This window comes from Rahnella sp. Larv3_ips (assembly GCF_003697865.1).
GTDB lineage: Bacteria > Pseudomonadota > Gammaproteobacteria > Enterobacterales > Enterobacteriaceae > Rahnella > Rahnella rivi.
This window is the reverse complement of record NZ_MJIB01000004.1, coordinates 451,920-478,304: the sequence shown is the minus strand read 5'-3', so window position 1 is coordinate 478,304 and position 26,385 is coordinate 451,920. Positions and strand designations below refer to the sequence as shown.

The 26,385-nt window shown below is 52.1% G+C and carries 22 protein-coding genes and 5 pseudogenes; 17 read left to right on the top strand and 10 right to left on the bottom strand.

The annotated features are described in order from the left end of the window. Positions 1-68 precede the first annotated feature (68 nt). The gene (locus ED901_RS04655; RefSeq protein ID WP_122095061.1) at positions 69-974 is read right to left on the bottom strand and encodes a bestrophin family protein; all 906 of its coding nucleotides are present in this window, start codon (positions 972-974) and stop codon (positions 69-71) included. Between the two features lie 670 nt (positions 975-1,644). Between ED901_RS04655 and ED901_RS04650 the strand changes: the two genes are divergently transcribed. Further along, on the top strand, positions 1,645-3,855 hold the full coding sequence (locus ED901_RS04650) for a phosphoglycerol transferase I (RefSeq protein ID WP_122095059.1): 2,211 nt from the start codon (positions 1,645-1,647) through the stop codon (positions 3,853-3,855). 581 nt (positions 3,856-4,436) lie between these two features. Here ED901_RS04650 and ED901_RS04640 read toward each other — a convergent pair. Further along, positions 4,437-5,425, bottom strand: a pseudogene (locus tag ED901_RS04640) (IS3 family transposase); the annotation flags it as partial. Positions 5,426-5,796: 371 nt separating this feature from the next. Between ED901_RS04640 and ED901_RS04635 the strand changes: the two are divergent. Continuing rightward, positions 5,797-6,894, top strand: a pseudogene (locus ED901_RS04635) (IS3 family transposase). Between the two features lie 15 nt (positions 6,895-6,909). Here ED901_RS04635 and ED901_RS04630 read toward each other — a convergent pair. Continuing rightward, positions 6,910-7,167, bottom strand: a pseudogene (locus ED901_RS04630) (DNA-packaging protein); the annotation flags it as partial. Between the two features lie 170 nt (positions 7,168-7,337). Here ED901_RS04630 and ED901_RS04625 point away from each other — a divergent pair. Next, positions 7,338-7,877, top strand: a pseudogene (locus ED901_RS04625) (integrase); the annotation flags it as partial. A gap of 35 nt (positions 7,878-7,912) precedes the next feature. Here the strand turns inward: ED901_RS04625 and fliE are convergent. Then, positions 7,913-8,227, bottom strand: a complete 315-nt coding sequence (gene fliE, locus ED901_RS04620; RefSeq protein ID WP_056769901.1) for a flagellar hook-basal body complex protein FliE — start codon at positions 8,225-8,227, stop codon at positions 7,913-7,915. A gap of 282 nt (positions 8,228-8,509) precedes the next feature. On the opposite strand from fliE, the gene fliF reads away from it, so the two are divergent. The 14 genes from fliF (at position 8,510) to ED901_RS04550 (ending at position 20,273) form a co-directional block, all read left to right on the top strand. Further along, on the top strand, positions 8,510-10,222 hold the full coding sequence (gene fliF, locus ED901_RS04615) for a flagellar basal-body MS-ring/collar protein FliF (protein WP_122095053.1): 1,713 nt from the start codon (positions 8,510-8,512) through the stop codon (positions 10,220-10,222). Continuing rightward, a complete protein-coding gene (gene fliG, locus ED901_RS04610; RefSeq protein WP_056769895.1) occupies positions 10,219-11,211 on the top strand; it encodes a flagellar motor switch protein FliG in 993 nt (330 codons plus the stop codon). The genes fliF and fliG overlap by 4 nt, the downstream gene beginning before the upstream one ends. Further along, positions 11,204-11,974: a flagellar assembly protein FliH gene (gene fliH / locus ED901_RS04605; RefSeq protein WP_122095051.1), complete on the top strand. Its 771-nt coding sequence runs from the start codon at positions 11,204-11,206 to the stop codon at positions 11,972-11,974. The genes fliG and fliH overlap by 8 nt, the downstream gene beginning before the upstream one ends. Beyond that, positions 11,971-13,335 (top strand): flagellar protein export ATPase FliI, encoded by a 1,365-nt coding sequence (gene fliI, locus ED901_RS04600; protein ID WP_122095049.1) that lies wholly within the window; start codon positions 11,971-11,973, stop codon positions 13,333-13,335. Before fliH ends, fliI begins: the two co-directional genes overlap by 4 nt. Positions 13,336-13,412: 77 nt before the next feature. Next, positions 13,413-13,859 (top strand): flagellar export protein FliJ, encoded by a 447-nt coding sequence (fliJ, locus tag ED901_RS04595; protein WP_056769886.1) that lies wholly within the window; start codon positions 13,413-13,415, stop codon positions 13,857-13,859. Beyond that, positions 13,856-15,208 (top strand): flagellar hook-length control protein FliK, encoded by a 1,353-nt coding sequence (locus ED901_RS04590; protein ID WP_122095047.1) that lies wholly within the window; start codon positions 13,856-13,858, stop codon positions 15,206-15,208. The genes fliJ and ED901_RS04590 overlap by 4 nt, the downstream gene beginning before the upstream one ends. 196 nt (positions 15,209-15,404) lie before the next feature. Continuing rightward, positions 15,405-15,905 (top strand): flagellar basal body-associated protein FliL, encoded by a 501-nt coding sequence (gene fliL / locus ED901_RS04585; RefSeq protein ID WP_056769878.1) that lies wholly within the window; start codon positions 15,405-15,407, stop codon positions 15,903-15,905. A 7-nt stretch (positions 15,906-15,912) separates the two neighbouring features. Next, positions 15,913-16,929 (top strand): flagellar motor switch protein FliM, encoded by a 1,017-nt coding sequence (gene fliM / locus ED901_RS04580; protein ID WP_056769874.1) that lies wholly within the window; start codon positions 15,913-15,915, stop codon positions 16,927-16,929. Then, a complete protein-coding gene (fliN, locus tag ED901_RS04575) occupies positions 16,922-17,338 on the top strand; it encodes a flagellar motor switch protein FliN (protein ID WP_056769872.1) in 417 nt (138 codons plus the stop codon). The genes fliM and fliN overlap by 8 nt, the downstream gene beginning before the upstream one ends. After that, a complete protein-coding gene (fliO, locus tag ED901_RS04570) occupies positions 17,338-17,769 on the top strand; it encodes a flagellar biosynthetic protein FliO (RefSeq protein WP_056769871.1) in 432 nt (143 codons plus the stop codon). Before fliN ends, fliO begins: the two co-directional genes overlap by 1 nt. Further along, the gene (fliP, locus tag ED901_RS04565; RefSeq protein WP_056769869.1) at positions 17,766-18,545 is read left to right on the top strand and encodes a flagellar type III secretion system pore protein FliP; all 780 of its coding nucleotides are present in this window, start codon (positions 17,766-17,768) and stop codon (positions 18,543-18,545) included. Before fliO ends, fliP begins: the two co-directional genes overlap by 4 nt. Before the next feature lie 114 nt (positions 18,546-18,659). Then, positions 18,660-18,929, top strand: coding sequence for a flagellar biosynthesis protein FliQ (gene fliQ, locus ED901_RS04560; protein ID WP_056769862.1), 270 nt, complete (start codon positions 18,660-18,662; stop codon positions 18,927-18,929). A gap of 3 nt (positions 18,930-18,932) precedes the next feature. Continuing rightward, entirely contained in the window at positions 18,933-19,721 is a 789-nt protein-coding gene (fliR, locus tag ED901_RS04555) for a flagellar biosynthetic protein FliR (RefSeq protein WP_056769860.1), read from the top strand. 138 nt (positions 19,722-19,859) lie between these two features. Then, positions 19,860-20,273, top strand: coding sequence for a hypothetical protein (locus ED901_RS04550; protein WP_122095045.1), 414 nt, complete (start codon positions 19,860-19,862; stop codon positions 20,271-20,273). Positions 20,274-20,348: 75 nt separating this feature from the next. Here ED901_RS04550 and ED901_RS04545 read toward each other — a convergent pair whose 3' ends face one another. The 6 genes and pseudogenes from ED901_RS04545 to potH all read right to left on the bottom strand — a co-directional run bounded on the left by ED901_RS04545 (position 20,349) and on the right by potH (position 26,381). Further along, complete coding sequence (locus tag ED901_RS04545) at positions 20,349-21,155, bottom strand: histidine phosphatase family protein (RefSeq protein ID WP_122095043.1); 807 nt, start codon at positions 21,153-21,155, stop codon at positions 20,349-20,351. A 26-nt stretch (positions 21,156-21,181) separates the two neighbouring features. Then, positions 21,182-22,477, bottom strand: a complete 1,296-nt coding sequence (locus tag ED901_RS04540; RefSeq protein WP_162997811.1) for an OprD family outer membrane porin — start codon at positions 22,475-22,477, stop codon at positions 21,182-21,184. 348 nt (positions 22,478-22,825) lie between these two features. Continuing rightward, positions 22,826-23,983, bottom strand: a pseudogene (gene rlmC / locus ED901_RS04535) (23S rRNA (uracil(747)-C(5))-methyltransferase RlmC); the annotation flags it as partial. Positions 23,984-24,053: 70 nt separating this feature from the next. Next, positions 24,054-24,512: a YbjO family protein gene (locus ED901_RS04530; RefSeq protein WP_056769846.1), complete on the bottom strand. Its 459-nt coding sequence runs from the start codon at positions 24,510-24,512 to the stop codon at positions 24,054-24,056. A 73-nt stretch (positions 24,513-24,585) separates the two neighbouring features. Next, positions 24,586-25,431: a putrescine ABC transporter permease PotI gene (potI, locus tag ED901_RS04525; protein WP_056769843.1), complete on the bottom strand. Its 846-nt coding sequence runs from the start codon at positions 25,429-25,431 to the stop codon at positions 24,586-24,588. After that, the gene (gene potH, locus ED901_RS04520; RefSeq protein WP_056769840.1) at positions 25,428-26,381 is read right to left on the bottom strand and encodes a putrescine ABC transporter permease PotH; all 954 of its coding nucleotides are present in this window, start codon (positions 26,379-26,381) and stop codon (positions 25,428-25,430) included. Before potH ends, potI begins: the two co-directional genes overlap by 4 nt. Positions 26,382-26,385: the final 4 nt, after the last annotated feature.

The window sequence follows — 26,385 nt, the reverse complement described above, 5'->3', positions numbered from 1 at the left end:
GCTATTTCATTTTTGTTGCGTATTTATGACAGTCTTATGAATATTGGCAGAACCGTGACACAGACAAATTATGTCAGACGGTAATGCGCATCCGGCATCGGCGTGTCCGGCAGCTGCGTCTGGTTATTCATCTCAAGTAAATTGATTTCAATGTTGGTGCACATCGCGTCCATCGGCAGATGGTTATTGGCGTAACCAAACGGCATCTCCAGCTCTTCGGCCAGCGTATCAAGAGAAAGGAACGTGTAGGAGATAAAGCCGGACACCAGCAGCGTCATGTAATGTAAGTCCACCACCAGCGCGAACGGCAGCAAACTGCAGAACAGATACACCGTGCGGTGCAATAGCAGGCCGTAAGCAAAAGGGATCGGCATACTGACAATACGCTCGCAGCCGCCGACGACCTGAGAAAGCTGTAACAGCGTGGTATCCATATGCGCATACACCACATCCGACATATCCCCGCTGCGCCGACGCTCCGCCAGCCACTGCGACAACCGCAATTGCACCATATTGGTCGGTGCGCGCCGTGAAAGAATATCCTCGGCATCCTCCCCGAGCAGACGCTCCAGATCGGGGCGGGGATCGCTGTGCCGCAGCTGATGTTTGAGGCTGTAGCAGAAAGCCAGCAGCAGCGCGGTAACCCGCGGCGCTTCACCCGGACACACTGCCATCATCTGACTTTGCAGTGTGCGACAGGCAATCAGTAACCCGCCCCACAGCTGACGCGCTTCGATATAACGCGAGTACGCTACACTATTTCTGAACCCCAAAAAGATCGCAATCGACACGCCGAGCAGGCTGAAAGGGGCAAGCGTCAGCTTCACGCCCAGCGTCTCATACCAGGGCAGGCAGAGAATGGCGGCCAGTGACATCAGCAGATTTAAACTCAGGCGGAACATAATGCTGGGCAGCACGGAGCCGTGCCAGACGAACAAACGCAGGAACCAGTGACGCGGTGGACGGATTATCATGTTAGACAGGTGCTTTTTGCAGGTGGGACCATTTTTTTGCGATTTTGGCAAATAAACCTGCACAAGCAAAGGACAATTTTGTGACACAGGTAACATATTTTCTTGAATGGTCTAACAATCCATTACATTGAAATAATAACGCAACTAAATAATTTGCAACAATTCTTCACGGCAACTCAAGTTTTGCTCTGATATTGTCGATAATACAGGTGTGTAATTATTCTTAACCAAATGTTTTTACGTTCGTCTGTAACATTCGAACAATAGTCTATGAACAGCAACCGAGAACTCATAGAAAAATTTCAACATTCTAGAAAGGAAATGAGCTTTGATATACCTAGTCCTCATCATAGCTTTTGTCGTTTTCATAGTTTGGTACGTACTGAGAGCGGCAGTGAAAGACATCGATAACGATTATTGATAGTTCTTGCATTGAACGCCCTTTGCTGTCGGTGCAATGTGGTTTGTCAGCACTCATTTATGCTTTTCAGTTTTTTCCATTCAGCCCCCCCTTTCTTCCCTTCTAAATTTGTAAGTTTCTAATACAGATTCCCTATGTATCTGAAAAATTCACATGCTTAAAATCTGCACAAATAATGCTTAACATTTATTTGATAAACAAAGTTGTGGCATACTGTCATAATTCCTTAACAAATGTTGAACCGCTAGAATGACTTACTCACTATTAGCTCTACTGATTTTATTTACAATTTCATCACCAAAACTCATAGTTACCAAAACAACTGTGACGATAGTCGCACTACTGGCCTTCGCCTTTTGGTATATATCAAATATGTTCACAGGCAACGGTGTTAATGACGCTGTCTTTTACCATTTACAAAACAGTTCAGAAGGTGTTTCAGTAGATGATCTCATCCCCAAAATTAAAGTTGCCTCTTTTTTTATAGTTATAATTTTAGTCCTTACAATCTACTGCATCCTTACCAAGCTTAAAAAAATAAAATCGCTAAATCTGCCAATGTCGTCCTTTTTGTATTTGGTGGCACTTGCTTCTATTTTTTCCTCGTCATTTTCAATAAATATCTACAACGCAACGAAGGAATCTTTCTTAAGCAAGGGCAACCCAGAAGCAGTTAAAAACGAATATATTACCCCAGATAAAAGTCTGGATAAAAAATATAACTATGTTTTCATCTATGCTGAAAGTTTAGAACGTACATTTCGTGATTTAGAAGGTGAAAATTACCTGCCAAACCTCAGTGCTCTGGCTGACAATTATGCAGACTTCACCAATATAATCCAACCAGCCAACAGGGGTTTTGGCTGGACAATGGCCGGCATGGTCAATACTCAGTGTGGTATACCCTTAGTCATGGCACAAGGAAATGCTGGGGGGAATTTATCAGAGTTTCTGAATAAAGCTAACTGTGTGGCGACATGGTTAACGAACCAGGGATATAACACAGAATTTCTTAGAGGTAGTGATAAGGAATTTGCAGGCGGTGATAAGTTCTTTTCGCAACATGGCTGGAACAGACAGGACGATCTTAATTACTTTGTCAGTAATGGTCTGGCGTCATCTGAACAGATAAGTAGTTGGGGGGTTCATGATGATGTTCTCCTTAATCATGCATGGATGGAATTTAATCGTCTGTCCAAATCCCAGCAACCCTTCCTTTTATCATTTCTGACTGTAAATACACACTCACCTGATGGCTTGTTCCTTTCCGACTGCAAAGATAAAGTTGGGATCAAGACAGACTACGCGATGTTATCTGCAGTTCAATGCTCTGACTATTTGCTTTCTGATTTCATAAAAAAAATAATCAACAGCCCATCTTTTGACAATACGATTATTGTTCTCGTATCAGACCATCTTATGATGGAAAATGATGCGAGCGCACTGCTCGATAAAAATAAAGACCTGAGAAGAAACAATTTCATCATCATTAAAAAGGGGCTTAAATCCTTAAAAAACAATACGGCCGGTACTTTGATGGATGTATGGCCTACGGTACTCGATATTTCTGGATCTGACACCAAATCTCTTGGCTTCGGCAGGAGCCTAAATGAAAATGAAGAAAACCAATATGTAGCTGATTATAAATCAGGGAAGAATGCGGACTACTTAGCCTTTGCTTCAAAATTATGGGGTGTAACATCCCTCAAAGACAAGACACTCCAATCTGGGGATAAGCTTCAGATAGGGTCGCAAAAGTTTTCACTACCCATTTATTCTCCGATAAGTGAGGGCAAACTCAATTCATTGTGGTTTGAAGCCTTCGCAAAAAATATATTTAAAATAACCTCAGAAGACAACTCATTTTTCTATGCAAACGCCTGCAAAAACATAGGAATAGATGATAATGCCATATGTGGATACGTTGTTTCGCCAGAAAATATCATAAAACTAAGAATCACCCCACAGGGCATAGTCTCGAGTAAACAGTCGAATTATCAGTCTATATTTTTCAAACGGGATATTGAAGGGATATCTTCAGCGCCTTACTTTATAGAAAGCGGCTTCTCCGCTTCCGACACTAACAATAGTCTTCCAAGCGGAATCAATTTTCTCTCTCCGCAGGGATTATCTTTCAAAGTCGAACAAAATTATCAGACTTGCACTGGTGCTGTAGTTGATGATAGTGCGGTACAAAATATTATTAGAAAAAATAAAATTTCGATAATTGCTTCAAGTGATTCCATTGTCTGTAGTAATGACAATGGTTATATAAGTCTTAATGGCGTATTAAAGAGCGATGTATTTACGTCAGTACAATTTAGACAGCAAATTATCGGAGTGGTTAAGGATGGTAAAAGCGAATTCATCAAAGGTTTACCTGGTATTCCTTTAGATGCTTTTATTGATACAGATAAAGGTCATCTGATAAGCGTATGCAAAGCGTTTGATGACTGCTGACACAGTGAATTAGCTTAATGGCCAACAAAAAGTTGGCCATTGCTATCAATGAGTAAAATTAAGACAATCATAAATCATTATTCAAAAAAACTGATTAATGAGAAATACAATCCCCATCACAGATAAAGGGGTGTTGTTCCATGCATGCCTGAAAGAATAAAAATCAAAGCATTTATTTAAAACAACCAACTCCCCACTTGCACCGACACCTTCATCATATGAGGCTTAATATTCTGAAAATAAAGAATAACTGTTAAGAGCAGATAACATGCTGATAAGTAACCCAAACCAAAATTCGTTGCAGGATGGAGAATGTAAGTTCGCGTTGATTTTTTGCCTCAACCATGCCCCATCACATTTTCACTCACTCTTCAGCATGAAGTTATTCAGACTGTTATCGAACCGCTCGATGTCTTTATGCTGACCCGCAACTGTCTTCAACACCTCCATGCCATATCTGAGAGATACCGGTTCCTCGATCACGAAGTTGAACCAGTTATCGTAAAACTGACCTAGCCAGTAGTCGCCACCGTGTTCTTTGAGTCGTTGGAAGAACACGTACTTATGTAAGTATCCCAGCTTTAGTTCCACACACTTTTTGAGATTTCCGTGTTCTCGGCCATCAGACGGTATTCTTCCGGCGTCAGGTTATTCAGGGATTCATGGGGCCGCTCACTGTTGTATTCATTCAGCCAACGTTCCGTTATTTCCCGTGCTTCATTCAGCGTTCTGAACAGATAAAAATCCAGTATTTCGGTCCGGTACGTTCGGTTAAACCGTTCGATAAACGCGTTCTGCGTCGGCTTACCCGGCTTGATAAATTCCAGCATCACACCATGATCTTCAGCCCATTGCGCCAGAGCCAGTGATATCAGTTCCGGCCCGTTATCCATCCGCATTTTCAGCGGATATCCACGGTTTGCCACTATTTTGTCCAGCACCCTTACAACCCGTTGGGCCGGGATATTCAGGTCAATTTCGATGGCCAGAGCCTCGCGGTTAAAATCATCCACGACGTTGAAGGTCCTAAAACGTCGCCCACATGTCAGGGCATCGTGCATAAAATCAATCGACCAGCTTTGGTTGAGTGCTTCAGGCGTTGCCAGCGGAGCCGGATCGCGCATCGGCAGGCGTTGTTTACCCTTACGACGAAAATTCAGTTTTGACAGACAGTAAATCCGGTGTACCCGCTTGTGATTCCAGACGTGCCCCTGCCTGCGAAGCACCTGAAAAAGCTTCTTAAAACCGTAGCGGGGATAGCGTTCAGCTGCCTCAGTCAGCCTCTGGATCACCGGTTCATCACGTCGCATATCCGGTTGATAACGAAACACCGTCCTGCTCAGCGATAACGTCCTGCATGCCTGGCGTATGCTCATCGTAAACTGCGTGGTCAGATAGTTGGCGAGCTCACGTTTTATCGCTGGTTTTAAAGTTTTTTTTCGATGACGTCTTTCAGCGCCAGGCATTCCAGACTCAGATCGGCAAACATCTGCTTCAGACGACGATTCTCGTCCTCAAGATCTTTGATTTTTTTGATATCAGCGGCTTCTATATCGGTGAATCGGATCTTACGCATAGCGATCTCCTCAGGTGACATAATCAGTATGTCGGAAGATCTCTAAAAGTGAATGGTGCGGATTACAGGGATACTTACATGCAGAGCCGCATATACCAGCACTCATTGTCATGCCGTTCATTGCACCGCATACATATTTAAAAATCAGACCAACAAATTCTGATGCAAATTACGATGTCGGGGTAAAAGGTATAGTGAGGAAATATGCAGTACTACCAGAAGGCTCTACAATTTGAATGCCATTTGCTATGGTAGAAAATGCACACTCAGATACTTTGTAGTTAACCTGTAAGTATCCCACTAAAACTGCCCGTTCACTTTTGAGATCTTCCGACATACTGATTATGTAACCTGAGGAGATCGCTATGCGTAAGATCCGATTCACTGAGCACCAGATCATCGCCGTCCTGAAATCAGTCGAGTCTGGCAGGACCGTCAAAGATGTCTGTCGCGATGCCTCTATTTCCGAAGCCAGCTACTACAACTGGAAGGCAAAATATGGCGGGATGGAAGCCGCTGATATTAAAAAAATCAAAGATCTTGAGGACGAGAATCGTCGTCTGAAGCAGATGTTTGCCGATCTGAGTCTTGAATGCCGGGCGCTGAAATACGCCATCGAAAAAAAGCTTTAAAACCAGCGATAAAGCGTAAGCTCGTCAGCTATTTGACGACACAGTTTACGATGAGCATACGCCAGGCATGCAGGACATTATCGCTGAGCAGGACTGTGTTTCGTTATCAACAGGATACGCTACGTGATGAGGCGGTGATCCAGAGCCTGACTGAGGTGGCCGAATGTTATCCGCGCTATGGATTTAAAAAGCTTTTTTAGGTCCTTCGCAGGCAGGGGCACGTCTGGAACCACAAGCGCGTACACCGGGTTTATTGTCTGCTGAAACTGTATTTTCGTCGCAAGGGTAAACAACGTCTGCCAGTACGCAACCCGGTTCCGCTGGCAACGCCGGAAGCTCTCAATCAGAGTTGGTCTATCGATTTTATGCACGATGCGCTGGTATGCGGTCGACGTTTTCGAACCTTCAACGTCGTGGATGATTTTAACCGCGAGGCTCTGGTCATCGAGATTGACTTGAATATCCCTCCGGGTGCTGGACAGGATAGTAGCAAACCGTGGATATCCGCTGAAAATGCGGATGGATAATGGGCCGGAACTGATATCACAGGGTCTGGCGCAATGGGCTGAAGACCATGGTGTGATGCTGGAATTTATCAAGCTGGGTAAGCCGACGCAGAACGCGTTTATCGAACGTTTTAGCAGGACATACCAGACAAAAATACTGGATTTTTATCTGTTCAGAACACTGAATGAAGCACGGAAAATAACGGAGCGCTGGCTGAATGAATATAACAGTGAGCGGCCTCATTAATCACTTAATAACCTGACGCCGGAAGAATATGGCCTGATGGCTGAGAAACTGGAAATCTCAAAAAGTGCGTGGAACTAAAGCTGAGATACTTACATTAAGGGCTAGCCCTCTACCCATCATATTGATTGTTGCTAATTCTGTTTTGGTATAGACAGGCGGAACACTGATGATTAGTCGAGTTATCTCTAAGTCGACAACCCTGTCTAATGTCCTTTGTATGACCTTATGATGCGGCGCTACAATCATCTTGCCGCCAGTTCTTTGCTTAAAGAAATACCGAGAGAAATATAGGCCATCAAGTTCACACTCAAGTTTTCTTGCTTGAGTCATCAGATCATCAGCAGTCGTCATTCTCCAACATCTCCTGCCGCGCTTTGACGTAATCCTCTTTGGTCATATTTGTTACCTGTATAGGACCGCCATCTTTACCGATGTGCTCTAAAGCCCAGTGAGTTTAGCCTTACTCATTGTCGCTGTTACAGCCGCAGAAGCCTGGGAAGTCTCGGCATCCAAAGCGTCTAGCTGGAAGTATCAAAGTTAAACGAAACCTGACAGCGGTTCACGAGTTTACTCCGCCAAAGACCAATGCCGGAACGAGAGAAATTCATCTCATTCAGCCAGCGATAGATGTTTTGCGAGTTCAGGCAGAGATGACCAGGATGGCAGCGAAAACGAGCATTGAAGTTGTACGGCGCGAGTACGAGATAAAGGATATCGAAGATTGCACCTTCGTTTTTAATCCTCAGGTAAGCGCCGTGAATCATCGCAGCGGCACCTATTATTCCGTTTCGTCTATCGGTCAGTCTTGGAATTCTGCTTTGCGAAGGGCTGCAATCAGACACAGGAAGGCATATCAGTCTCGCCATACTTATGCGTGCTGGTCACTGTCTGCTGGAGCTAACCCTAACTTCATAGCAAGTCAAATGGGTCATACATCAGCCCAGATGGTTTACTCGGTTTATGGAACCTGGATGAACGACAACAATGGAGAGCAGATTGCAATGCTCAACCAGAAATTAGGAGACTTTGCCCCATCCATGCCCCACAAGAAGACTGACTAACCTGATTATTTATTTAAATCAAACACCTATACCACCTACACCGACATATTCATCACATCCTGATACGCCGCCACCAGTTTATTTCTGACCTGCACGCCCAGCTGTAATGAAATAGAGGATTTTTGCAGATCGACCATCACATCGTTGAGGCTGACGCCCGGCACGCCCATCTCGAGTTTTTCAGCCTGCAGTTTGGCGCTGTTTTGCGTCTCACTGATCTTGCCTAATGCCGCTTTCAGTTCGCTGGCAAAACCGGCTTCTGACGTGGTGTCGGTCTGCTTAACCGCGCCTGCCTGCACTGCAGTGGCCTGCATTTGCTGTAAAACACTCTCAATGCCTTGAATTGACATGCTTTCTCCGCTTAACGCTCTTTCGGTGACCAATGGGGTTCTTTCATGGAATGACACCCTATCACATCAGTTTTTTCCTAAACGCCATAATTGACCGCAAAAACCATGGCTTATCGGGCCATTAACTTTGCCCTGCGCGACAAATAATGGCTCACCTAGAAAATAGGCCTGCCTGTGTGGGGGTTTGAAAAATGTCACGCTTCACCGATTGCGCACCTGGGAGTCTGTTTTGTTAAGAGACAACATGAACACCACCGTCCAACAGCTAAATAGGGATCTTGTATGAGTTCCGCAATAGCCGGCGCAGAAAACCCTGGAAGCGGTTTCACTGCTCTGCTTAATCGCCTGCGCGCCAACCCAAAAGTTCCTATCGCCATTGCTGCTGCGGCAGCCGTGGCTATTGTTGTTGTTATGATGTTGTGGGCTAAGCAGCCTACTTATAAGGTGCTGTTTAGCAACCTCAACGACAAAGATGGTGGCGCGGTCGTCACCCAACTGACGCAAATGAATATCCCTTATCAGTTTTCTGATAACGGTGGCGCAGTCCTCATTCCCGCTGACAAAGTGTATGAAACCCGTCTGAAACTGGCTGCGGCCGGTTTGCCGAAAGGCGGCGCCGTCGGTTTTGAACTGATGGATCAGGAGAAATTTGGGATCAGCCAGTTCAGCGAGCAGATCAACTATCAGCGCGCACTGGAAGGTGAACTCTCCCGCACCATCGAAACGCTGGGCCCGGTCTCGAGCGCCCGCGTGCATTTAGCCATTCCGAAACCTTCTTTATTTGTACGCGAACAGAAAAACCCTTCCGCTTCCGTCACCCTGAATCTGCAACCGGGCCGCGCCCTTGATGATGGCCAGATCAACGCCATCGTTTATATGGTGTCGAGCAGCGTTTCCGGTTTACCCCCGGCCAACGTCACCGTGGTCGATCAGAGCGGACACTTACTGACGCAGTCCGACAGCAATGGCCGCGACCTCAATGCGTCACAGCTGAAATACGCCAACGAAGTGGAAGGCCGCCTGCAGCGCCGCATCGAAGCGATTCTGCAACCGGTGGTCGGCAACGGCAACGTGCACGCACAAATCACCGCGCAGATCGATTACGCCACCCGTGAACAAACTGACGAAAATTACCAGCCGAACGGTGCTGCGGATAAAGCCGCCGTACGTTCCCGCCAGCTCAGCACCAGCGATCAGATTGGTGGCTCTTCAGTGGGCGGCGTACCGGGTGCGCTGAGCAATCAGCCCGCGCCGGCAGCGACTGCACCGGTGACCACACCGCCTGCGGCCAACACAGCTCAGAATCAGAATCAGGCTGGCAACGCTCAGAATGGCGCACAAAACAGCACGGCGAACCGTTCAACGGTGCCATCGAACAGCCGTCGTGATGAAACCACTAACTATGAAGTGGATCGCACCATCACCCACACCCAGCACAGCGCCGGTGCGGTACAGCGCCTGTCTGCGGCAGTGGTCGTCAACTATCAGGTGGGAACGGATGGCAAATCCAAACCGCTGACCGATGAACAGTTGAAGAAGATCGACGATCTGGTTCGCGAAGCGATGGGCTTCTCTACCGAACGTGGCGATACGCTGAACGTGGTGAATACACCGTTCAACGAAGCCGCGGATGACACCGCAGAGTTGCCGTTCTGGAAACAACAGGCGTTCTTCGACCAACTGATCGATGCCGGTCGCTGGTTACTGGTGCTGATTGTGGCCTGGATACTGTGGCGCAAGATTGTTCGTCCGATGCTGCGCAAACAGCAGGCCGAGAAAGAAGCCATTGCCGCCGCTGCCCTTGCCGCTTCCATGCCACAACCTGAAGGCAGCAAACCGGTCAAACTCAGCACCGACGAGCTGGAGAAACGTAAACGTTCACAGCAGCGCGTCAGCGTCGAAGTACAGACTCAACGAGTACAGGAGCTGGCCGATAAAGATCCGCGTATCGTCGCCCTGGTTATCCGCCAATGGATGAGTACCGAACAACCATGACTATGACCGGAACTGAAAAAAGCGCCATTTTGATGATAACCCTGGGCGAAGACCGTGCGGTGGAGGTGTTCAAACACCTCTCCCCGCGTGAAGTTCAGCAAATCAGTGGCGCGATGGCGAATATCCATCAGATCTCCAACAAGCAGTTGGCCGAGGTCCTGAATGAATTCGAGGACGAATCCGAGCAGTATGCTGCGCTGAGTGTGAACACCAGCGAATACCTGCGTTCAGTGCTGACCAAGGCGCTGGGCGAAGAGCGTGCCTCGAGCTTGCTGGAAGACATTCTCGAATCGCGCGAAACCACCAGCGGCATGGAAACGCTCAACTTCATGGAGCCGGTGATTGCCGCCGATCTGATCCGCGACGAACATCCGCAGATCATCGCCACTATCCTGGTGCACCTGAAACGGGGTCAGGCGGCCGATATTCTGGCGCTGTTCGACGAGCGTCTGCGCAACGACGTCATGCTGCGTATCGCCACCTTCGGCGGTGTCCAGCCAGCGGCGCTGGCCGAGCTGACCGAAGTGCTGAACAACCTGCTCGACGGCCAGAACCTCAAACGTTCGAAGATGGGCGGTGTTCGTACAGCAGCAGAAATCATCAACCTGATGAAAACTCAGCAGGAAGAAGCGGTTATCGAAGCGGTGCGTGGTTACGACGGCGAACTGGCACAAAAAATTATCGACGAGATGTTCCTGTTCGAAAACCTGGTGGACGTGGACGACCGCAGTATCCAGCGCCTGTTGCAGGAAATCGAAGGCGAATCGCTACTGGTGGCATTGAAAGGTGCCGAGCAGCCACTGCGCGAGAAGTTCCTGCGCAACATGTCGCAGCGTGCTGCCGACATCCTGCGCGACGATCTGGCAAACCGTGGCCCGATGCGTATGTCTCTGGTCGAGAACGAACAGAAAGCCATCCTGCAAACGGTTCGCCGTCTGGCAGAGTCTGGCGAAATGGTAGTCGGCGGCGGCGAGGATTCTTATGTCTGATCCAATGAATGACCAGCCGGTGCCGGAAAAGAAAACCGCTGAAGAGCGGCAGACCGAGCGTCTTAACGCCCTGCCGTGGCAGCCGTGGCGGCCGGGCGATCTGGCGATGCCCTCTTTCGCCAGCCCGCTTGAGCCCTTGTTTCAGGAAGGTGAAGAAGAGCAGGACGACGGCCAGCCCAAGGTGCAGGTCGATCAGAATGAGCTGCTGAACCTGCAACGCCGCGCTGAACAGCAGGGTTTTCAGCAAGGTCTTGAAGCCGGTCAGAAACAGGGTTATGCCGCCGGATTTCAGTCCGGTCAGGAAGCCGGGCAACAGCAGGGTTTACTGGAAGGTCAGCAACAGCAGGCCGTTCTCACTGAACACTGGCAGCTTCTGGTGGCCGATTTCCAGCAAACGCTCGACGCGCTGGACAGCGTGATCGCCTCGCGCCTGATGCAAATGGCGCTGACCGCTGCCAAACAGATTTTAGGTCAGGCCCCGATTTGTGACGGTTCCGCCCTGCTCACACAGATCCAGCAGCTGATCCAGCTGGAGCCGATGTTTAAAGGCAAACCGCAGCTGCGCGTTAACCCGGCTGATTTCGAGCGGGTCGAACTGCAACTCGGCGCCAGCCTCAGTATGCACGGCTGGCGTTTGCTGGCAGATAATCAGATCCACAGCGGTGGCTGTAAAGTCAGTGCGGAAGATGGCGATATGGATGCCTCGATTGCCACGCGCTGGCATGAACTGTGCCGCCTCGCCGCGCCGGGAGATCTCGGATGACCGCCCGCCTGAGCCGCCTGCTGAAATCCCTCGACGATGCCGAAAAACGCATGAGCCGCACGCCGACCGTGCGCCGTTATGGCCGCCTGACCCGCGCGACGGGGCTGATCCTCGAAGCCACCGGCTTGCAGATGCCGCTCGGCGCCACCTGTCTGATTGAACGTCATGACGGCAAAGTGGTGCAGGAAGTAGAAAGCGAAGTGGTGGGTTTTAACGGCCAGAATCTGTTTCTGATGCCACTGGAAGAAGTCGAAGGTATTTTGCCGGGCGCCCGCGTTTACGCGCGTATTTCTCCCGACGGCCACATGGCCGGCAAGCAGCTTCCGCTCGGGCCGCAACTGCTGGGCCGCGTGCTTGACGGCAGCGCCAAACCGCTGGATGGCTTACCGCCACCGGACACCGGCTATCGCGCCGCGCTTATCACTCCGCCGTTTAACCCGTTGCAACGTACGCCGATCACCGACGTACTGGACGTCGGCGTGCGGGCCATCAACGCACTGCTGACCGTCGGTCGCGGTCAGCGTATGGGGCTGTTTGCCGGTTCCGGCGTGGGTAAATCCGTTCTGCTCGGCATGATGGCCCGCTACACCCAGGCCGATGTGATCGTGGTCGGGCTGATTGGTGAACGTGGACGTGAAGTCAAAGACTTCATCGAGAACATTTTAGGTGACGAAGGCCGCGCCCGTTCCGTGGTCATCGCAGCACCGGCCGACGTCTCGCCGCTGCTGCGTATGCAGGGAGCTGCTTACGCCACGCGCATTGCAGAAGATTTCCGTGACCGGGGGCAGCACGTTCTGCTGATCATGGATTCCCTGACCCGCTACGCCATGGCCCAGCGTGAAATCGCCCTTGCCATCGGTGAGCCACCGGCAACCAAAGGTTATCCGCCTTCCGTTTTCGCCAAACTGCCTGCGCTGGTTGAACGCGCAGGGAACGGCATCAGCGGCGGCGGTTCGATTACCGCCTTCTATACCGTGCTGACCGAAGGGGATGACCAGCAGGATCCGATCGCCGACGCCGCCCGCGCCATTCTTGATGGCCACGTGGTGTTATCGCGCCGTCTGGCTGAGTCCGGCCACTATCCGGCCATTGATATTGAAGCGTCGATCAGCCGTGCCATGACATCGCTTATCGACGACAACCAGTATTCCCGTGTACGAAATTTCAAACAACTGTTGTCCAGCTACCAGCGTAACCGTGATCTGGTCAGCGTCGGTGCCTACGCGGCAGGCAGCGATCCGATGCTCGATCGCGCCATCCGCTTGTACCCGCAAATGGAGAACTTTCTCCAGCAGGACATCATGGAACGCAGCACGTATGAAGACGCCTGTCTGGAACTGAACATGCTGTTCCCTGGCTAAGACATTACACACAGAACTATATCCATCAACGTGCGCGCCGTATCAGGGCAAACAATGAAGGGTATGAGGAATATCGAATGGAAAGTTCATCACCATTGATCACCCTTTGTTCTCTGGCGCAAAAAGCGCTGGATCAGGCGACCAATCATTTGGGGCAAATCCGGCAATCGCATTCTCAGGCTCAGGAACAGCTCACCATGCTGCTCAACTATCAGCGTGAGTACCGCGAAAAACTGAACACCACCATGACCGGCGGAATTGCGGCCAATACCTGGCAGAACTACCAGCAATTTATCGGCACGCTGGAAGTGGCGATTGAACAGCATCGCAAGCAGTTGCAGCAATGGGATCAGCGGCTCAATGCCGCCGTCAATCAGTGGCAGGATAAACAACAGCGACTGAATGCCTATCAGACCCTGCAAACCCGTGCCAGTGAACAGCAGCGTTCGCATGAGAACAAGATGGATCAAAAGCAGAACGATGAATTTGCCCAACGCAGCGCTTACAGGAAAAAAACGCTATGAATCTGAATATCTTGCCTGCGGCCGTCACCTCGGCGAAAACCACCGTTTCCGCCGCCTCCGCCAGCACGGCGTCGGATGCTGTCGCCACCGGTGATGTTTCCACGACCGGCGCCACCGCAGATTTTGCCAGCCAGTTGCAGGCGCAGCTGGGCGAAAAACTCGATCCTAAACTCGCCAGCCAGTTATCTCAGCTCGGCCAGAAAATCAGTGCCAAAGGCCAGATCCTGGACAAAGCCACGCTGACTCAGGCCGTGACCACCGGCGAAGAAGACGGCAGCCTGGCGCTGGACGACAGCGACCTGAGCAAAATGATTGCGGCGATCCAGTTGTTGCCCAACGGCAGCCTGAAAGGCACCGATCCTTCTGCGGTCAAAAATACCGCGCTCACCGATAAAGACAAAGACACTCAGGCTGACGATGCCACCTCCCTGCCGGTGCAGGCGCTGTTTGCCCAGCTCGCCGCGCAACAGCAACCGGCGCAGCCACTGACCACCGCGACCGCGGCTTCGGCGCAGTCCGCCCTGTCCTCAGACACCGCCGATGCCGATAAAAAGAGTGCATTACTTGCCGGGCTGACCACCACCGCCTCTTCACTGCTGGCCGATGACGGTAAAACCGCCGTGACCGACAGCAGCGCACCAGCCACGGCCAGTACCGCCACCGCGCACGCGGCAGGCAAAAATACCTCCGCCGCCAGCCCTGATTTCTCCAGCGCGCTGGCCGCGATGACCGCGGCTAACGGCAATGTCGCCGTGGCGGCACAGACTGACAGCCGGACGCCGGACAGCGCCCTGAACCTGGTGAACAACGCCGCGGTGGCCGTCTCTTCTGCGCCGGTGTCAGCCACGCCGACCACCACCAGCGCCGTGACCGCGCCGTCCACGCCGTTGCTCAACGCGCAGCTGGGGACGCCGGAGTGGCAACAGCAACTCGGTCAGCAGGTGATGATGTTCAACCGTCAGGGGCAGCAGACCGCCGAGTTGCGCCTGCATCCGCAGGATCTGGGTTCCATCCAGATCAGTATGAAGATTGAAAACAACCAGGCGCAGTTGCACTTTGTCTCAGGCCACAGTGCGGTGCGTTCCGCCATTGAAGCCGCGATGCCCGATCTGAAAACGGCGCTGGCGGATAACGGCATCAGCCTCGGCCAGAGCAGCGTCGGCAGCGACAGCTCGCAGTGGCAACAGGCGCAACAGCAAAGTTCACAATCCGGTTCGCAGCAGGGGAACGCCTCAAGCTGGGCGGCCTTTAATGCCGGTGGCGTGAATGCCGCGGCAGACGCCCTGCCGGTGCCGGTGTCGCTCGCGCAGCGTCTTGGCGGGAACAACAGCGTCGATATCTTTGCGTAATTGTTCGCAAAATTGTTTCAGGTAGTTGCTGACGGTCAGTGTTCACTTAATTCAAACGGCAGAGCTGACCTTATTTTTCCCGCCTATTCTGACTATTGAACAACAGGATAAGCGGGATAATCATTTTCAGAATTGATCCGGCAGGTTGGGCTTCCCTCAGCTTATCTGCCCATACTTACAGGAAATCGCCTCATCCATGTCTGACTCCGCTCTCTCGGCCTCGCGCAAAAAAAAGCGACCGCTTTTAATGATTCTGCTTTTACTGGTGGCCCTTGGTGCTTGTGGTGCGGCGGGTTACGCCTGGTGGATGTTGCACAAACAGCAGTCAGCACCGGGTTCGCAGACCGCTGAAGTGAAAAAGAATGAGCCGCCGGTGCCGCCGATTTTCCTGGCGCTGGACACCTTCACCGTCAACCTGCAAACACCGGATAACGATCCTGACCGTGTGCTTTACATCGGCCTGACCCTGCGTCTGCCGGATGAAAAAAACCGCGCCATCCTGAATGAGTATCTGCCTGAAGTCCGCAGCCGCTTGCTGCTGTTACTTTCACGCCAGAAAACGTCGGATTTAGTCAGTGAAACCGGCAAGCAGCAACTGGTGCAGGAAATCAAACAAGTTCTGGACGTGCCACTGGTCAAAGGTCAGCCTCCACAGGCGATCAACGACGTGCTTTTCACTGCTTTCATACTGCGATAAACAAATTATGGGCGACAGCATTCTTTCACAGGCCGAGATCGACGCACTGCTCAACGGTGACAGCAGCGACAGCGCGGCTGAAACCACAAAAGCGAAAACGCTGGCGTCCGACGACGGCGTTAAACCTTTTGACCCCACGACTCAGCGCCGCGTTGTCCGCGAGCGTCTGCAGGCGCTGGAAATCATTAACGAGCGTTTTGCCCGTCATTTCCGTATGGGGCTATTTAACCTGTTGCGCCGCAGCCCGGACATCACCGTCGGGCCGATCAAAATTCAGCCTTATCATGATTTTGCCCGCAACCTGCCGGTTCCGACCAACCTCAACCTGATCCACCTCAAACCCTTGCGCGGCACGGCCTTATTTGTGTTCGCCCCGAGCCTGGTGTTTATCGCGGTGGATAACCTGTTTGGCGGCGATGGCCGTTTCCCGACCAAAGTAGAAGGTCGTGAATTCACCCACACCGAACAGCGCGTGATTAAACGCATGCTGACGCTGGCGCTGGATGCTTATGAAGATGCCTGGAGCGGCGTTTACAAACTGAGCGTCGAGTACGTCCGTGCGGAATTGCAGATCAAATTCACCAACATCACCTCTTCCCCAAACGATATCGTGATCACGACGCCGTTCCACGTGGAAATCGGTGCGCTGAGCGGTGATTTCAACATCTGTATTCCCTTTAGCATGATTGAACCGATCCGTGAGTTGCTGACCAATCCGCCGGTCGAGAACTCCCGTCATGAAGAAAGCCAGTGGCGCGAAAATCTGGTGACCCAGGTTCAGCAGTCCGAACTGGAACTGGTGGCAAACTTCGTCGAAATTCCGCTGCGTTTATCTCAGATCCTGAAACTGCAACCGGGCGATGTGCTGCCGATTGAAAAGCCGGATCGCCTGATTGCCCACGTCGACGGCGTGCCGGTCCTGACCAGCAAATACGGCACCTTAAACGAACAATACGCTCTGCGCGTTGAACATTTGATCAACCCAATTTTAAATTCTCTAGATGAGGAACAGCCCCATGAGTGACACCAATAAACCGTCTGACGCCGGATCGGATAACGTTGACGATTTATGGGCTGATGCGTTTAACGAACAACAATCTGCGGGCAGCGCCAAAGCGTCAACCGAGGGTGTTTTCGCCGCGCTGGGCGCCCAGGAAGGAGCAGGCAGTTTGCAGGATATCGATATGATCCTCGATATTCCGGTCAAGCTGACCGTGGAGTTAGGCCGCACCAAGATGACCATTAAAGAGCTGCTGCGCCTGTCGCAGGGTTCCGTGGTTTCTCTTGACGGTCTGGCCGGTGAGCCGCTGGATATTCTGATCAACGGTTATCTGATTGCTCAGGGTGAAGTGGTGGTCGTGGCCGATAAATACGGCGTGCGCATCACCGATATCATCACGCCATCAGAACGTATGCGTCGTCTGAGCCGCTGATGAGCCAGACTGCCGCCACGGATTCCCCGTACCTTTCCGGGGCGGTGACGCCCGCCACTGCCCATGCCTCTGCGCCGGTGGTGCCCGCCAGTTCCGTGCTGACGCAAGTCAGCTCCGTGCTCGGCGGTATTCTGCTGCTGATTCTGTTTATCGGCTGGGTAGCGAAACGGACCGGTCTGGCACCGCAGGCAAAAAATAACAAGCTGCTGAAAATCACGTCCAGCTGTCAGGTCGGGCGCAGTGAAAAAGTGGTGATTGTGGAAGTGGACAATACCTGGCTGGTGCTGGGCGTGACCGCCCACAACATCACACCGCTGCATACCCTGAGCGCGCCACCGGCCGATATCACGCCGGGCGCTGCTGCCGACAAGCCCGCTGATTTTCGTCAGCTGATGCAAAAAATGTTGAAACGTCCGGGAAAGCAGGCATGACCTTCTTGAGTTCCGTAGTTAACGCTGTCCGTCAGCGTCCTGTTCGCTTGCTTACCCGTTGTCTGCCGCTGCTGCTGCTCGCCAGCCCCGCCGCGTTTGCGCAATTGCCGGGCATCATCAGCCAGCAAATGGCGAACGGTGCGCAAAACTGGTCATTGCCGATCCAGACGCTGGTCTTCATCACCACGCTGACCCTGCTGCCCGCGATGCTGCTGATGTGTACCAGCTTTACCCGCATTATCATCGTGCTGGGTTTACTGCGAAACGCCCTCGGCACGCCGTCTGCACCGCCGAACCAGGTTCTGCTCGGCCTCGGGCTGTTTCTGACCTTCTTCGTCATGGCGCCGGTTTTCGACAAGATTTACACCGACGCTTATCAGCCGTTCACTGAAAACAAAATCAGCATGCAGGATGCCATGGATAAAGGCGCTCAGCCGTTGCGTGAATTCATGCTGCGCCAGACCCGTGAAAGTGACCTCGCGCTGTACGCCCGCCTCGCCAACCTGCCGCCGCTGGCTGGCCCGGAAGCGGTGCCGATGCGTATTTTGTTACCGGCTTACGTCACCAGCGAACTGAAAACGGCGTTCCAGATTGGCTTCACGGTCTTTATCCCGTTCATGATTATCGATCTGGTGGTGGCCAGCGTGCTGATGGCGCTGGGGATGATGATGGTGCCACCTGCCACTATCTCACTGCCCTTCAAACTGATGCTGTTCGTGCTGGTCGATGGCTGGCAGTTGCTGCTCGGATCCCTGGCGCAGAGTTTCTATAGTTAATTCATGCCGTTGCCTGATTTTATAGGCGTCAGCGTCGTCGCCAGTGCGGGCACTGCCGGCGGACAAAATGACACGTAAGCCCGCCCACGCAGGTTCACATTTAAAGAGAGATCTATGACTCCTGAATCGGTAATGGCGATTGGCAATGAAGCGATGAAAGTCGCACTTGCGGTCGCTGCCCCGCTGCTGCTGGCTGCGCTGGTCACCGGTCTTATCGTCAGCCTGTTGCAGGCGGCGACGCAAATCAACGAACAAACGCTGTCCTTCATTCCAAAGATCCTGGCGGTGGTGGCGACCATCGTCATCGCGGGTCCGTGGATGCTCAATCTGCTGCTTGATTACATGCGCACGCTGTTTTCCAGCCTGCCGTACATCATCGGTTAACCTATGGTTTCTTTTGACAGCACCCAGTTAGCCGGATGGCTGAGCATGTATTTCTGGCCGATGCTGCGCATTCTGGCGCTGATCAGCACCGCGCCGATCACCAGCGAAAAACAGGTGCCAAAAAAGGTTAAAATTGGCCTCGCGGCGATGATCACCTTTCTGATCGCCCCGGCACTGCCGGTTGTCGATACCCCGATTTTCTCCACGCCTGCGCTGTGGCTGACCATGCAGCAAATCATGATTGGTACCGCGCTCGGCCTGACCATGCAACTGGCGTTCGCCGCGATCCGCATGGCCGGTGAAATCATGGGCCTGCAAATGGGCATCTCCTTCGCCACGTTCTACGACCCAAGCAACCGCCTGAACTCTCCGCTGCTGGCACAATTTCTCAACCTGCTGGCGGTATTGCTGTTTCTGAGTTTCAACGGTCATCTGTGGCTGATTTCCCTGCTCGCCGACAGTTTCCACACCTTGCCGATAAGCCCCAATCCGGTGAATGCTCAGGGATTTATGGCCGTTGCTCAGGCGGGCAGCATCGTGTTCAGCGGCGGCCTGATGCTCGCCTTGCCAATTGTCACCCTGCTGCTGACCCTCAACATGGCGCTCGGCATACTCAACCGCGTGGCGCCGCAGCTTTCTGTTTTCGTTATCGGTTTCCCGCTGACACTCAGCATCGGTATTCTCTCCATCGGTATGATGATGCCGCTGCTTGCGCCATTCAGTGAGCATTTGTTCAGTGAAGTGTTCGATAAACTGGTGTTAGTCATGAACCAGCTGGCGACCGGACGTTAATATGTCTCTCCCGATGTCCGCGGGTGCTGAGGGTGTATTTATAAAGATTTGCAGCGTATATTCATGTGCCGGGTCATTTCGTGCCCATGACTTACTTATTTAATTAATATTAAAAGAAAATACAGGGATCAATTTTCTATGACGACTGAAATGGAAAATGACTTCACCTCAACGAATAAAGCCCTGCACTTTTACCGTGATGACGAAATGGACACGCTTAAGCTCGGTAAATTTTTAACGTCCCTGAATGCCAGCATTAAAATGCCGCTCCTCAGAGCAGAAGACGTATTATTTTACTTTGATGATACGGTGTTTGGCAGTGGCGCTCGCGGTGTTGTTATTACCCGGAGTGAAATGATTTGTGACTTAGGAAAAGCATACAAATGTTTCCGTCTTGAATTAAGCGATATAAAAGCGCTGTCGATAAGCGGTAGCCTGAATAAGACCATTAAAATTTTGACGCATGATTCAGCACAGCATAAGTTTACCCTGACTCAGTCCAATAAAGGCGCTGAAAAACTTTTCTATGTGTTGAACACGCTGATCCCATAATCGAAATAAGCGCAACAGAGTCCTCCCTGTTGCGCGTTATTTCATCTGACGTTACATCAGGCAAACGGTTTCAACCTAATTCCCTTTCCCTTTCTCCACGTAATGCATGTCCCCGATCTTACCTACCGTAAACTGACCGTCTTTATACGTAATCACCGTGACGCTGGCGTTCTGTAATGGCGCACGCAGGTTTTCTTCAGGCGTCATCCCTTCGAGCATCGCCAGAATAGCCATGCCGTGAGAGACGATCAGCACATTGCCGCCGCCCTGCGTGCTGACTTTGCGGGCGATATCTGTCAGTGCGGCCTGCATACGCTGATGGACCTGCGCCGCGTTTTCGGTGGTGTGCGACGGGTCAACCTCAGCCAGCGTATTCATCATGGTTTTCAGCGTCACCTGACCGTTATTCAGCGCCTGCGTCAGGGCAGCGAAGTCTTTATAGCCGAGTTTTTTCGCCACCGGCTCCCACATCAGTAATTCATGTTCCCCTTCAAACGGGCCGAAGAAGGTTTCGCGCAGGCGCTGATCTTCGCTGACCGGCAGGGGTTGCCCGGCAGAAGCTAAGGCAATTTTTGCCGTCTGGCGCGCACGGCCAGCATCACTGGAAAAGGCTGCGGCAAAGTGAATGTCTTTCAGGCCGCGGCCAAGTTGCTCAGCCACTTCCACCCCGGCGGAGGTCAGCGGCGTGTCGGACCAGCCCTGCGCCCGGTGCGCGGCGTTGAACAAGGTTTTACCATGACGGGTAACGTAAAAAGTCACTTCCCCCTTTTCACCGGCGGCCTGAACCTCAGGCGCAGCCGCCGACACCGTTACGCTGCTCAGGAACAGCGGCAGGCTGAAAGCCAATAAAGAGAACAGCGTTTTCGTTAAGCTATTTTTCATAACAGCATCCTTATCGTTGAGGTTAATTAAAAGATTTTGAATTTGTAGTCCAGACGGAATTCCGCTGCAAAACTGTCGGTATCTTTAATATTGCCGTGGTGATCGACAATCGGCGCGGTGCCTTTATGTTCATACGTCCGGCCAGGGCCAATCAGAACGAAGAGAGACAAATCTTTCAGCTTTTTCGATGCCGGTTTCCAGACGGAATACAGGTTGAATTCCCCCTCCTGCACCGACTGCCCCTGATAATCGAAGAAACCGTAGTGGGTATTAATGCCGACTAACACCTCCGGAGTGAGGTTGTAACCGACGTCCAGCGACAGCACTTTTTCTTCGTCACGCATGTAATCGAGCCCCGCAGTGGTCATCGAATTAAAAGTGCCGCGTGAATTTTTGCTCATGTGCCTCGGATACATGCCGATACCGCCGTCTTTATTGGCGTCGGTATAGGCCAGCCCGCCTTTGGTGACCCAGCCGTTGTGTTTCCAGGTCACGTCGGTGGCGTAGTGATTCGCACGGGTGTCGAAATCTTTTTTGCTGTTCGCCATGCTGTTCCATTTATCCAGCCCTTCGGTCATGTATATCTGCACGCCATAAGACAGCGCTTTATTTTGTGTTATTTTCAGCTCAAGGCCATTTCTGCGCAGATAATCTTCACTCTCGCCATAGAAATACAGCGCGGTCAGATTGTCGGTTTTGACCTGAATATCACCGGTATAAATGGCGTTTATCGACTTTGAATCGCTGGTCTGAAAATCCACTTTATCCGGTGAATCACGGTTTGATGACCGGGTGACGTAACCCAGACGTAACCGGTAGGCGTCGTAGGTAATATCCCCGCTCCAGCCCTGATACGTATTAGGCGCAGCACGCATCGATGTGGTTAATACGCCAAGTTTAAGCAGTTTCCAGCCGCCGTAGAGATTGGCATCCACTCCGCCTTCGGATAATTTTGCCTTGCCATAAATCTGACCGAGTTTATTGAAACCTTTCGCCTTACCTTCGTCGTTATACAAAATACCTCTCGACGCGAAATTATCGGCGGCGGCGAGTTTGATTACGCCATAATAAGAGGCATCGACACCGATAACGTCGGAGAGATATCCCGACGTGTAATCCAGTGACAGCCCCTGCCCCCATGCCGAGTGAACGTAGCGTTTATCCGTTTCGCCTTCATTCAGGTATTTCCAGATATTGTGCGTACCGAATTCCAGCGAACTTTTTTTGATAAAATCCGTTTCTGCAATATCGTCGATCCCGGCACATGCCAGTGCGGGAACACAGAGAAGCCCCAATGCCAGTGCCCGTGCGTGCTTTTCCATAGCCTGTTTTTCCATTGTGTCATAACCCGAGGTAGAGTGATTTTTCTGGGTGCATTTATGACAGGCAAAAAAAAACCTGAACAGAAATCCCCCGAGGCGCGCGAGATTTCAGTTCAGGTTTTGCCTGCTGATGCAGTAACAATCCGGAGGCAAACATAGCGGGTTTACGAAACTAAAAACATGAAGACAATCCGCTTTTACGGATTAAAAAAAGGATTTGTGAACTCAGTCATGATTATTCCCCCCGTGTTAAATCAATAACCTCTCTGCCGGTAACACGCAAGTAACCGATATATTTATACGTTCTTTTACCCGGGGCGGGAATAACACCTGACGCGGTCAGGTTAATTACCGTGAAGCGTCATGACGAATTAATAACGCCATCACTTCATAGTGCGCGGTGTGCGGGAACATGTCGAAAAGCTGGACGCGTGCGATGCGGTATTCCGGCAGCAGCGCCAGATCTTTCGCCATCGTCTGCGCGTTGCAGCTGGAGTAAAGCACGGTGGCGGGCGCCATGCGGCTCAGGTAATCACACAAGGTTTTACCGATACCGCGACGCGGCGGGTTCACCAGCACCAGATCAGGCACCTCGCCCTTTCCGGTGGCGAAACCGGTGGAATCGAGCGCCTGAAACTCAACATTTTGCAGCCCCAGCCGCGCCGCCGATTCTTTCGCGCAGGAAATGGCTTCAGCGCTGATTTCAATACCGGTCAGTTTCATCTGCGGCGTCGCGCAGTGCAGCCCGAAACCGCCCACACCGCAGAATAAATCCCACATGCTGGCGATGTTACCGCGCTCGCGCACCCAGTCGCGCGCCGTGGCATAGAGTTTTTCGGCCACCTGCGGATTGGTCTGGAAGAAACTTTGCGGGCGGATAAACAGCGGCACCTGGTTGAAATCCTCTTCCAGCCGCTGAACGTCGGTCAGCGCTATTTCCGTGTCGCCTTCGAGAATAGCCATGTGCACCGGCTGAAGATTGGCAGATATCACTTTCAGCTGCGGCAGTTGCTGTTGCAGCCACGGCAGTGCGGCCCGCAGTTGCGCCAGTTTGGTGTCCGAGCGCAGAACAAAACGCAGCATCATGCCGCCGTCTTTCTGGCTTTCTGTCAGTAACAGGAATTTCAGTTCGCCGCGCTTACGGGCGACGTTATACGGCGTCAGCCCGGCGCGGGCGATAAAGGTTTTGAGAACGGAAAACACCGCCGGAAAACTGGCCGGATAGAGGGGGCAATCGCATAAATCGACCGGCGTGCCGTCGCGGTGCAGCATGCCAAGCAACGGACGTTCAACGCTGCCGCTGACCACCATTTTGGCTTTATTTCGAAAAGCGCGCTCTTCTCCGGTCACCGGTTCACACCATTCGCCCACCGGCAGCCCGCTCAGCAGATTGTGCAGATCTTGCTGTTTGTCAGCCAGCTGGCGGGAATAGGGTTTGTCGAGCCACTGGCAGGAACGGCAGGTTCCTGCGGTGTAGAGTGCGCAATGCATGAAAGAAGTCCGGTCATCAGATGCTGAAAAAAACTGGCGCGCAGTGTACCACCACGCGGCCCGAAAGGCTCACTGGCAGCCGGACTTATTTATTTTCAGCCTTACGTCTGGAAAAGTAGCGCCGGCTGCTGGCAGGCAGAAAGAGCAACAACAGGATCGCCATATCGGGGATTTTTTGCTCCAGCAGCGCTAACAAGAATTCGCCCTGCGTTTCAACGTTAAAACGAAAGATACGTGGCCCGAACCAGTCAAATGACGCCAGCAACATATAGCTGACCACGATGGCCTGACAGCCGATAAACGCCCAGCGCCCCCAGCGGCGTGCACGCATCATGGCGTAAGCGGCACGGCATTCCACCAGAATAATCACCAGGCTGGCGAGCATGATGAAGCAATTGAGCCAGGATTCGGCGCTGACTTCGATAAAACTCATCAGCCCTGAAAAGCCCATGGCATCGAGTAACAGAATGAATTCCAGGCAGCGCGTCGCCACAATGGCCGACGCGCCTATCATTACCGGAACGGGGATAAAAGAGAGTCTCATACTTCCTTGTTGTTTCCTTTTCTTATGGTATTCAACTGCTAATCCCCTGAATCATGGGTGTTGCGTCAAGGCGTTAACCTCGCGCAGCGCGCTGGATCTCCTTCACTCTCTGCTTTTCAGCCCGCGACATAAACCACCAGGCAATCATGCCGATGATGCCAACCACCAGCAGGATCAGCGTCGCCAGTGCGTTGATTTCAGGGTTGACGCCCATGCGCACGCTGGCAAAGACCAGCATCGGCAAGGTGGTCGCGCCCGGCCCGGCGACGAAACTGGCGATCACCAGATCGTCGAGCGACAGCGTAAACGCCAGCAGCCAGCCGGAAATCAGCGCCGGAAGGATCATCGGCAAGGTGATGATGAAAAACACCTTCAGCGGCGTTGCCCCTAAATCCATCGCGGCTTCTTCGATTGAGCGGTCCAGCTCGCGCAAGCGCGCAGACACCACCACGGCGACGTAAGCGCTACAAAACGTCACGTGCGCCAGCCAGATGGTGAACATGCCGCGCTCGGCGGGCCAGCCAAAGGCGTGCCCCATCGCCACAAACAGCAGCAGCAGCGCCAGCCCGGTGATCACATCCGGCATAACCAGCGGTGCGGTCAGCATAAAAGCAAAGCCGGTCGAACCGCGAAAACGCCTGAAACGCACCATCACCACCGCCGCCAGTGTGCCGACAATCACCGCCATCGTGGCCGCTGCCGTGGCAATCGTCAGGCTCATGCCCACGGCGTTGATCATCGCGGTGTCATGGAAAAGCTGAGTATACCAGCGGGTAGACCAGCCCGCCCAGACCGTCACGAGCTTGGAGCTGTTGAACGAGTAAATAACCAGCATCAGCATCGGTGCGTACAAAAACGTAAAGCCGATGATCAGAATAAGAATTCGCCACGGCGAACGGACAACCGGTAACTTATTCATTCTTTGTCTCCCAGCTCTTTGTTTTGATATTTGTGGAACCACAGGATCGGCATGATCAGCAGTAACAGCATGATCACCGCCACCGCAGAGGCCACCGGCCAGTCGCGGTTATTAAAGAATTCCTGCCACAAAATGCGGCCGATCATGATGCTGTCCGGCCCGCCAAGCAGTTCAGGGATCACGTACTCACCAACCGCCGGGATAAACACCAACATCGAACCGGCAATAATCCCGCCTTTGGTCAGCGGCATGATCACTTTAAAGAAGGTTTTCAGCGGACGCGCCCCAAGATCCAGCGACGCTTCCACCAGCGAATAATCCATGCGGGTCAGCGCCGTGTAAATCGGCAACACCATAAACGGCAGATAGGAATACACAATGCCGATGTACACCGCCAGATTGGTGTGCAGGATCACCAGCGGCTGATCGATAACGTGCAGCCACATCAGCACGTTGTTCAGCACGCCGTTGTCTTTCAGAATGCCCATCCAGGCATACACGCGGATCAGGAACGACGTCCATGAGGGCAGGATCACCAGCAACAGCAGAATGTTGCGCGTCGAGACTTTACTGTGCGCCACCGCCCACGCCAGCGGGTAGCCAATCACCAGACATAACGCCGTGGACACCGCCGCGACCTGAATGGATTGCAGATAAGCTTCGATATACAGCGGATCGTCGGTAAGCGAAATGTAATTGCCGATGTTGAGCGCGATATCCAGCATACCGTCCGAAAAAGTCACCAGATCGGTATACGGCGGAATGGCGCGCGCCATTTCGGCAAAACTGATTTTAAAGACTATCAGAAACGGCAGTAAAAACAGCAGCAGGAACCACACCAGCGGCAGCAGGATCACCAGTTTGCGGCCATGACGCTGTTGCAGACGGCCCATCAGCGCGTTAAAGCCACCCGGAGGTTTACTGACCGGTTGTTCAGAGATTACAGACATATTC

Bases quoted from the DNA above. Each gene is read 5' to 3' on its own strand.
- fliL (WP_056769878.1), top strand. From the start codon at position 15,405: ATGTCTGACTCCGCTCTCTCGGCCTCGCGCAAAAAAAAGCGACCGCTT.
- fliI (WP_122095049.1), top strand. From the start codon at position 11,971: ATGACCGCCCGCCTGAGCCGCCTGCTGAAATCCCTCGACGATGCCGAA.
- fliG (WP_056769895.1), top strand. From the start codon at position 10,219: ATGACTATGACCGGAACTGAAAAAAGCGCCATTTTGATGATAACCCTG.
- fliJ (WP_056769886.1), top strand. From the start codon at position 13,413: ATGGAAAGTTCATCACCATTGATCACCCTTTGTTCTCTGGCGCAAAAA.
- fliF (WP_122095053.1), top strand. From the start codon at position 8,510: ATGAGTTCCGCAATAGCCGGCGCAGAAAACCCTGGAAGCGGTTTCACT.
- fliP (WP_056769869.1), top strand. From the start codon at position 17,766: ATGACCTTCTTGAGTTCCGTAGTTAACGCTGTCCGTCAGCGTCCTGTT.
- fliQ (WP_056769862.1), top strand. From the start codon at position 18,660: ATGACTCCTGAATCGGTAATGGCGATTGGCAATGAAGCGATGAAAGTC.
- ED901_RS04550 (WP_122095045.1), top strand. From the start codon at position 19,860: ATGACGACTGAAATGGAAAATGACTTCACCTCAACGAATAAAGCCCTG.
- ED901_RS04540 (WP_162997811.1), bottom strand. From the start codon at position 22,477: ATGGAAAAGCACGCACGGGCACTGGCATTGGGGCTTCTCTGTGTTCCC.
- ED901_RS04530 (WP_056769846.1), bottom strand. From the start codon at position 24,512: ATGAGACTCTCTTTTATCCCCGTTCCGGTAATGATAGGCGCGTCGGCC.
- ED901_RS04650 (WP_122095059.1), top strand. From the start codon at position 1,645: ATGACTTACTCACTATTAGCTCTACTGATTTTATTTACAATTTCATCA.
- fliO (WP_056769871.1), top strand. From the start codon at position 17,338: ATGAGCCAGACTGCCGCCACGGATTCCCCGTACCTTTCCGGGGCGGTG.
- fliH (WP_122095051.1), top strand. From the start codon at position 11,204: ATGTCTGATCCAATGAATGACCAGCCGGTGCCGGAAAAGAAAACCGCT.
- ED901_RS04655 (WP_122095061.1), bottom strand. From the start codon at position 974: ATGATAATCCGTCCACCGCGTCACTGGTTCCTGCGTTTGTTCGTCTGG.
- fliN (WP_056769872.1), top strand. From the start codon at position 16,922: ATGAGTGACACCAATAAACCGTCTGACGCCGGATCGGATAACGTTGAC.
- ED901_RS04590 (WP_122095047.1), top strand. From the start codon at position 13,856: ATGAATCTGAATATCTTGCCTGCGGCCGTCACCTCGGCGAAAACCACC.
- potI (WP_056769843.1), bottom strand. From the start codon at position 25,431: ATGAATAAGTTACCGGTTGTCCGTTCGCCGTGGCGAATTCTTATTCTG.
- ED901_RS04545 (WP_122095043.1), bottom strand. From the start codon at position 21,155: ATGAAAAATAGCTTAACGAAAACGCTGTTCTCTTTATTGGCTTTCAGC.
- fliE (WP_056769901.1), bottom strand. From the start codon at position 8,227: ATGTCAATTCAAGGCATTGAGAGTGTTTTACAGCAAATGCAGGCCACT.
- potH (WP_056769840.1), bottom strand. From the start codon at position 26,381: ATGTCTGTAATCTCTGAACAACCGGTCAGTAAACCTCCGGGTGGCTTT.
- fliR (WP_056769860.1), top strand. From the start codon at position 18,933: ATGGTTTCTTTTGACAGCACCCAGTTAGCCGGATGGCTGAGCATGTAT.
- fliM (WP_056769874.1), top strand. From the start codon at position 15,913: ATGGGCGACAGCATTCTTTCACAGGCCGAGATCGACGCACTGCTCAAC.